At 62.4% G+C, this 9851-nt stretch carries 8 protein-coding genes, 1 tRNA gene and 2 rRNA genes (1 of these 11 running past the window's edge); 4 read left to right on the top strand and 7 right to left on the bottom strand.

Annotated elements, in window-relative coordinates; translation table 11 throughout:
• The 3 genes from LPB142_RS12710 to LPB142_RS12700 all read left to right on the top strand — a co-directional run.
• A 23S ribosomal RNA gene (locus tag LPB142_RS12710) occupies positions 1-1546 on the top strand; it begins 1283 nt to the left of the window's first position.
• Between the two features lie 79 nt (positions 1547-1625).
• Positions 1626-1740, top strand: a 5S ribosomal RNA gene (rrf, locus tag LPB142_RS12705).
• 81 nt (positions 1741-1821) lie between these two features.
• Positions 1822-1898, top strand: a tRNA-Met gene (locus tag LPB142_RS12700).
• 133 nt (positions 1899-2031) lie between these two features.
• Here the strand turns inward: LPB142_RS12700 and LPB142_RS12695 are convergent.
• The 7 genes from LPB142_RS12695 to LPB142_RS12665 form a co-directional block, all read right to left on the bottom strand.
• Positions 2032-3129 (bottom strand): Fic family protein, encoded by a 1098-nt coding sequence (locus LPB142_RS12695; RefSeq protein WP_036702666.1) that lies wholly within the window; start codon positions 3127-3129, stop codon positions 2032-2034.
• Positions 3130-3344: 215 nt separating this feature from the next.
• The gene (locus LPB142_RS12690) at positions 3345-4007 is read right to left on the bottom strand and encodes a pyridoxamine 5'-phosphate oxidase family protein (protein ID WP_155065522.1); all 663 of its coding nucleotides are present in this window, start codon (positions 4005-4007) and stop codon (positions 3345-3347) included.
• A 229-nt stretch (positions 4008-4236) separates the two neighbouring features.
• Complete coding sequence (gene istB, locus LPB142_RS12685; protein ID WP_071165181.1) at positions 4237-5001, bottom strand: IS21-like element helper ATPase IstB; 765 nt, start codon at positions 4999-5001, stop codon at positions 4237-4239.
• Positions 4998-6485 carry an IS21 family transposase gene (gene istA, locus LPB142_RS12680; protein ID WP_071165182.1) on the bottom strand — a complete coding sequence of 496 codons (1488 nt, stop codon included), beginning with the start codon at positions 6483-6485 and terminating at the stop codon, positions 4998-5000. Before istA ends, istB begins: the two co-directional genes overlap by 4 nt.
• A gap of 96 nt (positions 6486-6581) precedes the next feature.
• Positions 6582-7745: a trans-sulfuration enzyme family protein gene (locus LPB142_RS12675; protein ID WP_071166604.1), complete on the bottom strand. Its 1164-nt coding sequence runs from the start codon at positions 7743-7745 to the stop codon at positions 6582-6584.
• Positions 7742-8377: an FMN-binding negative transcriptional regulator gene (locus LPB142_RS12670; protein ID WP_071166603.1), complete on the bottom strand. Its 636-nt coding sequence runs from the start codon at positions 8375-8377 to the stop codon at positions 7742-7744. The genes LPB142_RS12675 and LPB142_RS12670 overlap by 4 nt, the downstream gene beginning before the upstream one ends.
• Positions 8378-8383: 6 nt before the next feature.
• Complete coding sequence (locus LPB142_RS12665; RefSeq protein WP_071166602.1) at positions 8384-9001, bottom strand: XRE family transcriptional regulator; 618 nt, start codon at positions 8999-9001, stop codon at positions 8384-8386.
• Between the two features lie 114 nt (positions 9002-9115).
• Between LPB142_RS12665 and LPB142_RS12660 the strand changes: the two genes are divergently transcribed.
• A complete protein-coding gene (locus tag LPB142_RS12660; protein ID WP_071167252.1) occupies positions 9116-9829 on the top strand; it encodes a B3/B4 domain-containing protein in 714 nt (237 codons plus the stop codon).
• Positions 9830-9851 lie beyond the last annotated feature (22 nt).

The raw sequence follows: 9851 nt of genomic DNA, 5'->3' as shown, positions 1-9851 counted from the left end.
AAGCCGGGCTGTAAGGCATCCGGTGGAGTGATCAGAAGTGAGAATGTTGACATGAGTAGCGACAAAGAGGGTGAGAGACCCTCTCGCCGAAAGTCCAAGGGTTCCTGCTTAAAGCTAATCTGAGCAGGGTAAGCCGGCCCCTAAGGCGAGGCCGAAAGGCGTAGTCGATGGGAACCAGGTTAATATTCCTGGGCCAGGAGGATGTGACGGATCTCGAGGGTAGTTCGTTCTTATCGGATTGAACGGGCTGCTTAGAGGTCCCTGGAAATAACCCTCCATAAGACCGTACCCTAAACCGACACAGGTGGACAGGTAGAGTATACCAAGGCGCTTGAGAGAACCACGTTTAAGGAACTCGGCAAAATGCCTCCGTAAGTTCGCGAGAAGGAGGCCCCATTGGTACGCAAGTATCGGTGGGGGGCACAAACTAGGGGGTGGCGACTGTTTACTTAAAACACAGGGCTGTGCGAAGCCGTAAGGCGACGTATACAGTCTGACGCCTGCCCGGTGCTGGAAGGTTAAAAGGAGGGGTGCAAGCTCCGAATTGAAGCCCCAGTAAACGGCGGCCGTAACTATAACGGTCCTAAGGTAGCGAAATTCCTTGTCGGGTAAGTTCCGACCTGCACGAATGGCGTAACGATCTCCCCGCTGTCTCAAACGTGGACTCAGCGAAATTGAACTGTGTGTCAAGATGCACACTACCCGCGGTTAGACGGAAAGACCCCATGAACCTTTACTCTAGCTTTGCATTGGCATCAGGATTGTGATGTGCAGGATAGGTGGTGGGCTTTGAAGCGGGGACGCCAGTTCCCGTGGAGCCTCCCTTGAGATACCACCCTTCGCACTCTTGATGTCTAACCGCGGCCCGTTATCCGGGTCCGGGACCCTGCATGGTGGGGAGTTTGACTGGGGCGGTCGCCTCCCAAATCGTAACGGAGGCGCGCGAAGGTTGGCTCAGACCGGTCGGAAATCGGTCGTTGAGTGCAATGGCAGAAGCCAGCCTGACTGCAAGTCTGACAAGACGAGCAGAGACGAAAGTCGGCCATAGTGATCCGGTGGTCCCAAGTGGGAGGGCCATCGCTCAACGGATAAAAGGTACTCTGGGGATAACAGGCTGATGATGCCCAAGAGTCCATATCGACGGCATCGTTTGGCACCTCGATGTCGGCTCATCTCATCCTGGGGCTGGAGCAGGTCCCAAGGGTATGGCTGTTCGCCATTTAAAGAGGTACGTGAGCTGGGTTTAGAACGTCGTGAGACAGTTCGGTCCCTATCTGCCGTGGGTGTAGGATACTTGAGAAGAGTTGCCCCTAGTACGAGAGGACCGGGGTGAACGCTCCACTGGTGGACCAGTTATCGTGCCAACGGTAGTGCTGGGTAGCTATGAGCGGACAGGATAAACGCTGAAGGCATCTAAGCGTGAAGCCCCCTTCAAAACTAGGTATCCCTTGAGGGCCGTGGAAGACCACCACGTCGATAGGCCGGAGATGTAAGTGCAGCAATGCATTCAGTTGACCGGTACTAATTGCCCGATTGGCTTGATTTGATCCAGTAGCAGCAAGGCTCACGATCAAAAGCAAGTATACACTGGTTACATACAAGACTTGGACAGGCTTCTTCCTCGGTTTGGTGGTCATAGCGCTGGCTAAACACCCGATCCCATCCCGAACTCGGCCGTTAAGGGCCAACACGCCAATGGTACTGCGTCTCAAGACGTGGGAGAGTAGGTCACCGCCAAACCTAGAAAGAAGCCAATCTCTCAGAACGATAACAAAAAATACCCCGTCAGCCCATAAAGCCCTCGGGGCAATATACACCCGGCGCGGGGTGGAGCAGCCCGGTAGCTCGTCAGGCTCATAACCTGAAGGTCGCAGGTTCAAATCCTGCCCCCGCAACCAGAATATCCAATAGTATCAAAGACTTCAAAGCCGAGCATAACCCTCGGCTTTCGCGATTCCAAATTCTTGTCAACACCTGGTCAACGTTTTGCGAGCCCCCCTTCGAGGGGGCAGACAATCGTGGCCATCGGCGTCACAGCACCAGCTCATAATGCGTGCTGCGGCCGCCACCATCGCCTTTCCGCAGCAGCCCGAGGTCCAGCAGTGCCGCGATGTCACGGTTCGCCGTGTCCTGTGAGCACTTGGCAATCACCGCCCACTTCGATGATGTCATCTTGCCTTCGAACCCGTCGAGAAGGCGGTTCAGTACCTTGATCTGGCGTTCGTTCAGCGCCAGCGCCGCAGCGCGCTCCCAGAACTGTCCCTTGGCGACCACCGCCGCCAGAACGCCATCTGCGCCGTGGATGGCTCTGCCGAGGCAGTCGAGGAACCATAGGATCCACGACGTCACGTCCGTGGCACCCTTCTGGGTGCGCTCAAGCTGGTCGTAATAGGCGTTCCGCTCGGTCCGGATCTGCGCGGACATGCTGTAGAACCGCTGCGAGCTCCCCTCCGACCGGGCAAGTGCCAGGTCGGCGATGGCGCGAGCGATGCGGCCATTGCCGTCCTCGAAGGGGTGGATCGTGACGAACCAAAAATGTGCCAGTGCCGCCTTGACCACCGGATCGGTGGTCAAGGGCGCGTTGAACCAGGCGAGAAAGGCTTCCATCTCCGCCGCGACCCGCGGAGCCGGGGGCGCCGAGTAATGAACCTTCTCTCGGCCGTAGGGCCCAGACACTACCTGCATCGGGCCGGTACTGTCATCGCGCCAGTCCCCGACGATGATCTTCGTCATGCCGCTGCGGCCGGTCGGGAACAACGCCGCATGCCACCCGAAAAGGCGCTCGGCTGTAAGCGCGGCCTGATAGTTCCGCGTCGCGTCCAGCATCACCTCGACGATGCCTTCCACATTGCGATCTGTGGGGGGCAGGGCGCCGATGTCTATGCCAAGCCTTCGCGCGAGGGATGACCGCACCTGTGTGGCGTCCAGCTGCTCGCCCTCGATCTCGCTCGTCTTGACGACATCCTGGGTCAGCGTCTGAAGGACCGCCTCTTCGCGCAGCTTGAAGCCCAGCGCTTCCATCCGGCCGATCAGTCGCCCCTGGTCGTGACGCACGGCAGCTAGGGGCGCGGCGATGCTGCCATCCTGCCAGGTCAGCCTTGGCCAGTCTGGTTGCTCCCAGATGTACATCATATTCTCCGCGCTAGGTGCGGCGATTGTGGGCTGCATTCTCCGCATATGCAAGACTAAGCGACGCAGAACTTGCGGAGAATATGGACGCTAATCTCCGCATGAGCTTGATAAGTCGGGGACCTGACGCCAGGCGCGGCCATTGGCCCGTCGCGCTGCAACGACTTCTCTCGGCCCAAAGCGGACGTTCAGGTAAATAAAACCGCCGGTCGCGCTCAGGCTTGCCCGGCTATGCGAGCAACTCCCTTTGCATGGTCCGGCGTATCGGCACCATCCTTGTTGCGTGGGTCGGCGATGGGAGCACCCAGCGTGACAGATGCGGGCAAGACACCGGCCCAGATCGGCAGATCGTAGTCGTCGGGTTCGTCCGTGGGCGGGCCAGATCGGATCTTGGCGCTGCCTTCGGTGATGGGCAGCGAGAGGATCGTTGTAGCCTTCACCTCCTGCGGCAACATCGGACGCAAGAGCGCGCTGCGGCCCGGCCAGAGGCCCTCGATCATCGCGGTGAGGTGCGCGGCCTTTTCCTCCTCTGGCACCACCTCGGCAATGCCGAACAGCGTGACGGAGCGCGTATTGACCGAATGGTTGAAGCCGGAACGGGCGAGGACGAAGCCGTCGAGGATCGTCACGTTCATACAGACATCCTGCCCCTTCCCTGCGCGCAGGGCGTGGCTGGCGGAAGAGCCGTGCCAGTAGACCCGATCCCCCTCGCGCCATTGCAGCGTCGGGGTGAGGTAGGGCTTGCCGTCGCGGACGTAGGCCACGGTGCAGAGCGGTTGGGCATCGAGGATGGCGTGGATGGTGGCGACGTCGAACCTGCCGAGGTCATGCATACGGCGGAGGCGGCTGCGGTCGGTCAGGGGGAGAGTTTCGGTCATCTTCAGCGCTCCGGTCACAGGCAGCGGGCCAGATCGGCGCAGATGTCGTCGGGGTGTTCCAGCCTGTCAACGGCGGAGTAAAATTGGGCCACGGGGCGGCGCAAAATTGGGCCACTTTGGGTTTGCGCGAGACGCGGCTGATGGGCGGCGGCCAGTCAGCCGCGCTCTCCATATAGCTTGCGGGTGACTGGCCGCCTTGGACCGTCAGGTCCAAGTCTGATACTTTGGATCAGGTGTTGTCGCCGGTCTTGCGCGCGCGACTTTGCGCGAGGCGATAGCTTTCGCCGTTCATCTCGAGGATGTTGACGTGGTGGGTCAACCGGTCGAGGAGCGCGCCGGTCAGCCGCTCGGTGCCGAAGGTCTCGGTCCATTCATCGAAGGGCAGATTGCTGGTGATCAGCGTGGCACCGCGCTCGTAGCGCTGGGAGATCATCTCAAAAAGCAGCTCGGCGCCGGTCTTTGACAGGGGCACGAACCCGAGCTCGTCGATGATCAGCAGCTTGACGGCAGCCATCTGCTTCTGGACGCGCAGCAGCCGACGTTCGTCTCGCGCCTCCATCAGCTCGTTGACCAGCGCGGCGGCGGTGGTGAAGCTGACAGACATGCCCTTCTGGCAGGCCGCCAACCCGAGGCCCAAGGCAATGTGGGTCTTGCCGGTTCCGCTGGGGCCAAGGGCGATCACGTTCTCACGCCGTTCGATCCATTCGCAGCGCGCCAGTTCCAGCACCTGCATCTTGTTCAGCTTCGGGATCGCCTTGAAGTCGAAGCTGTCGAGGCTTTTGGTGGCCGGGAACTTCGCAGCCTTGATGCGGCGCTCGACCATCCGCCGCTCGCGGTCAATGAGTTCCAGTTCAACGAGGCGCGACAGGAATTGGACATGGTCCAACCCTTCGGCGGCGCATTGGCGCGCAACCTTCTCGTGTTCCCGCAGGAAGGTGGGCAGCTTCAGCGTCTTCAGATGGTGGGCAAGCAGGATCTTCGGAGCCTCGCTCATTCCGCCGCCTCCGACATCAAGGCCATGTAGCTGGCCGCACGCGTCGTCTCGACGTTCGCCCGCGGCAGGTAGGGGTAGACATCGAGATCAAGCCTTGGGGGGCGCTTCTCGACCTGGCAAAGCACGAGGTGCTTCACGGCGTCAAAGCCGACCGCGCCCAGCTTCAGGGCCTTCTTCACGGCGGCATGCAGGTCATCCATGCCAAAGGTCTCAAGCAGCCGCAGCACCTGCACATACTCGCGGCGCCCCATCTTGAGCATGCGCGCCTCCATCAGGCGGCGCAAAGTCTGGAACTCTTCGGGCAGGTCCCATTCCGCCAGAGGCGCAGCCTGGTCCAAGGCATTGATCTTGCGCTCGATCAGCGGGAGGTAGTGAACCGGGTCGAAGATCATGTCCTCGCGATCGTAACAGCGCGGGTGTCGGGCGATCACCTCCCCGCGACAGCCGATCACGACCTCATCGACATAGCCGCGGATCCAGACATCCTGATGGCCATAGGCGACCGGGACCGAGTAATCGTTGGTGTCATAGCGCACGAGCGACTGCGAGCTGACCCTGCCGCTCGCTTGGTCGCAGGCGTCGAACGGGGCAGTAGGCAATGGGCGCATCGCCGCCAGATCGCGCTGCAGCCTCTCGCCGATCGTCTCCTTGTGACCCCGAAGAATGCGCGTGAGGCGTGCGCAGCACTGCCCTTCAAGGTCGGCGTTGAAGGCGTCCCAACTGGCAAAGTGGGGGATCGGCACCATGTGGTTGCGGCGGGCGTAGCCGACCATCCCCTCGACAGCGCCCTTGTCGTTCCCCTTCCCGGGCCGACCATAGCGATCCCGAAACAGGTAATGCGACTGCAAGCCGCTGAACAGCGTGGCGCGGATGCGCGTGCCATCTGGCTGGATCTTCGAGACCAGGCAGCGGTCGTTATCGTAGAGCACCGACTGCGGCACCCCGCCGAAGAAGGCAAAGGCGCGGACATGCCCGTCTATCCAGGCCTCCGCCGTCGCCGCCGGATAGGCCCGGACGAAATAGGCATCGCTGTGCGGCAGGTCGATGACAAAGAAATGCGCCTTCTGCTCGACACCGGCGATGACGACGACCGCTTCGCCAAAATCGGCCTGAGCATGGCCCGGCGGATGGGCCAGTGGCACGAACATCTCCCGTGTCCGCCGCTCACGCTCACGCACGTAATCCTTGACGATCGTATAGCCGCCGGTGAAGCCATGCTCGGCCTGAAGCCGTTCCCATATCCGCTTGGCCGTATGACGCTGCTTGCGATGCACCGCCTTGTCGGCTTCAAGCCAGGCGTCAATGAACTCGGTGAACCCGTCCAGCTTCGGCCGCCTGATCGGCTTGTCCCGCCGGTAGCCAGGCGGCACCGAGAAGGCCAACATCTTCTCAACCGTCCCGCGCGAAATGTTGAAATGCTTCGCCGCCGCCCGCGCGCTCATGCCCTCGGCACACGCCAAGCGAACCTTCTTGTAAAGTTCCACGGTATAAATCTCCCCACCCTCCCTGCTGCCGCAAGAAGGGAAAAGTGGCAGGATTTTACTCCGCCCGCAGCGAGACGATCCCGCCGCTACCGTGGCCTAATTTTGCACCGCCGTTTCCACCAGCCCGACCGACAGGCGGAAGATGCCCCGCCCCGTAAGCGCACGGAACCGCGCCTCGGCCTCGGGAGGGTGCTGATAGGTCGATTGCAGGATGTCGTCAGTGCCGATCCAGTAGATCAGGCTGCGGAGATGGCCGAGCGAGACGGCGAAATGCACGTGTTGCAGGTCGCTCACCATCCGGCGGGCGATCTCGGACCCGTCTTGATGCGTCTGGAAGGCAATCATGCCGGAGAAGTTCGCCATCTGCCTGCGGGCAAGGTCGTGCTGGGGGTGCGAGGGCAGGCCGGGGTAGAACACGCGGGACACGGCAGGGTGCAACTCGAGCCATTTTGCGACCACCATTGCGTTGTATTGATGGGCACGCATCCGGATCGGCAATGTCTCGGCTCCGCGCATGATGAGCCAGGCGTTGAAGGGCGACAGGACGCCGCCGAAATGCACCGCAGCTTCGAGGTTCAGCGCATCGAGATCGGCCTTGCGACCCAGCACAGCGCCGCCCATCGCATCACCATGGCCCGAGATGTATTTGGTCAGCGAGTGCACCACGAAATCCGCGCCGAGCGCCAACGGCCGTGTGCCGATGGGCGAGGCGAAGGTGCCATCGACAACCACATCGCGCAGGCCACGCGCATGGGCAAGATCGGCAAGAAGCGCGATATCGGCGAGTTGGAGCGTCGGATTGCAGGGCGTCTCGAGCCAGAGCATGCGGGTCGCGGGGGTGATCGCGGCGGCGACCGCGTCCGCATCGGTCGTGTCCACGAAGCTCGTATTGATGCCGAAGCGCGGCAGGCTGTTGCGGATGAACTCTGCCGTGCCGGAATAGGCGTTTTCCGGGAAGATCGCATGATCGCCCGCGCTGAGACGCCCCATGATCACCGCATGGGTCGCAGCGATACCCGAGGCGAAGCAGCGTGCATCCTCGGCCCCTTCCAGTGCTGCGAGTTTCTCTTCGAGCTGCCGCACCGTCGGATTGCCCGAGCGGGCATAGATGTATCCTGCGCTCTCGTCCTCGTCCAAGGCCGAGAAGCCGGTCAGTTCGCGGGGCAGGAAGGTCGCGGACATGACGAGGTTCGGGGAGGAAGCGCGGGTCGTCGGGTCCACCGCTTCGCCAGCGTGGACAGCCATGGTTTCGATCTTCATGCCCCTTCTCCGATCCTGCCGTAGCGCCGGACGAGCGCTGCCATTTCCGGATGCGCCTCGGCCAGTCCTGCGGCCACCCCCTTGCGATCACCTTCGGGCCGGTTCTGGCTGACCTTCCACTTGCCTTCGAGGCGCTGGATGTCGATCTCGATCCCGACGATGCCCCGCAGCTGCGCCTCGATATAGGTGCGCGGCGCGTCGGAGACGTGCCAGGGCTCGGGCCTGTCGGCCTCGTGCCGGTCGGTCAGCGCGGAAATCTGCGTGTCGAGCCACTCGGTATCCGCCCGCACCCGCGCCGTGCCGCGCGCCTGAACCATCGCATAGTTCCAGGTCGGCACGACCTTCCCAGTCTCGCGTTTTGTCTCGTAGAAGGCGGGCGTCACGTAATTCAGCGGGCCTTGGAAGACGACCAGCACCTCCGCCCCGTCGAGCTCGCGCCACTGCGAGTTGGCGCGGGCAATATGGGCCTGCAACCGGCCGAACGGTCCGATGGAGCGTTGCAGCAGGAACGGCAAGCCATTCGCCTGAAGGCCTTCGCGGTCGTGCGAGATCAACAGGCCGAAGGGGTGGGTTTCGATCAGGTCGTGCTGGACGTCGAGACGGTCCTCGCGGTGCTGTTCGGGTTGATACATCGAGGGCTACTCCGCAGCGGGTTCGTGGACGGTCATTGTGAAGCGCAACGGCTCCTTGCCGGGGTTGGCGTAGGCGTGTGGCCTGTCGGTCAGCGCGATGGCCGATCCTCCCGCCGAGACCAGATGGGTCGCCCCATCCACGGTCAGTGCCAGCGTGCCGTCGGTCACATGGATCAGCTCCCGCGTTCCGGCCCCATGCACGGCCGCCTCGAAGCTCTCGCCGGGCATCAAGACCCAGTCCCAGATCTCGAGCATGTCGGGACCTTGCGTCCCCGCAAGCAGTGTTGCGGTGCCGCCGGATGGGCCCGTCCAGAGTTGCCGAGCATCGTCACGGCCAAGGACTGTCACGGCCTGAGCGGTCGCCTCGGTCGGTGCCACGAGGTCAGCCACCGAAACATCCAGCGCCGCGGCAAGGCGGCAAAGCGTCGAGATGCTCGGATTGCCGCGCTGCTGTTCGATCTGGACCAGCGTGCCTTTGGCGACGCCGGCCTTCTGGGAGAGAGCGTCGAAGGACAGGCTTTTCGCTTTGCGAAGTTCGAAGATACGCGCGGCGACCGTGGCGGCGAGGACCGCTTCCTGTTCGTCTGCGCGGGGGGGGCTGGGTGGGCGTGCTATTTCGGTCATTATGATGTGATACTTCCCTTCAAAGTCCACAGTCAACGACCATCTCGGTTCACTTTGTTGACACGTAGCGCGTCGCATGCGACGAAGTCCCCCGCCCAACGGACCGAGGACCACATGACACTCCACCCCATCATCGACGCCGAGATCTTCGCCCTGCGTCCGGATTTCATGGCCCTCAGCATCCATGTGAGCGGAGGACGCAACGGCCCGAGCGATGCCACCAGCGAGGCCCTGCTGGCCGAGGCGCTGCTGTCCCTCGACGCTTTTCCTTGGGCCGAGGCGCATCTGGACGCATGGCGCGATGCCTACCGCGCCTTCGGGGCGAAACCGAAGAAAACGCCGTGCTCGGCCGAAGCCCTTCGCAAGCGCGCCGTGAAGGATGGCGCGATGCGCCCGCTCAACGCGGTCGTCGATCTCTACAACGCCGTCAGCCTACGCTTCGCTATTCCCGTTGGCGGAGAGGACGCCACCACCTACGCGGGCCTACCGCGCCTATGTCTCGCCAGGGGAAACGAACCCTTCCATACGACGGCCGAAGGCCAGCCCGTGATCGAAGCACCCGAGGCGGCCGAGGTCATCTGGCGCGACGACCTCGGCGTCACCTGCCGTCGTTGGAATTGGCGACAGGGTCCGCGCACACAGATCACCGAAGCGAGCCAGGACATGTGGTTCGTTCTGGAACGGCTCGACCCGATGCCAGTGGAGGCTTTGCTGGATGCGGGCCGGATGCTGGTGGATGGCTTGCGGAGGATTGCACCGGAATTGGCGCTGTCGGTCCAAATGTTCGATGCCGCAAGCCCGCGCGGCGAGCCACTTGCAGGGATGTGACGGCCTGGCATCCGGCAAGAAC

The organism is Rhodobacter xanthinilyticus (assembly GCF_001856665.1).
Lineage (GTDB): Bacteria > Pseudomonadota > Alphaproteobacteria > Rhodobacterales > Rhodobacteraceae > Rhodobacter > Rhodobacter xanthinilyticus.
This window is presented reverse-complemented; position numbering and strand designations above follow the sequence as displayed.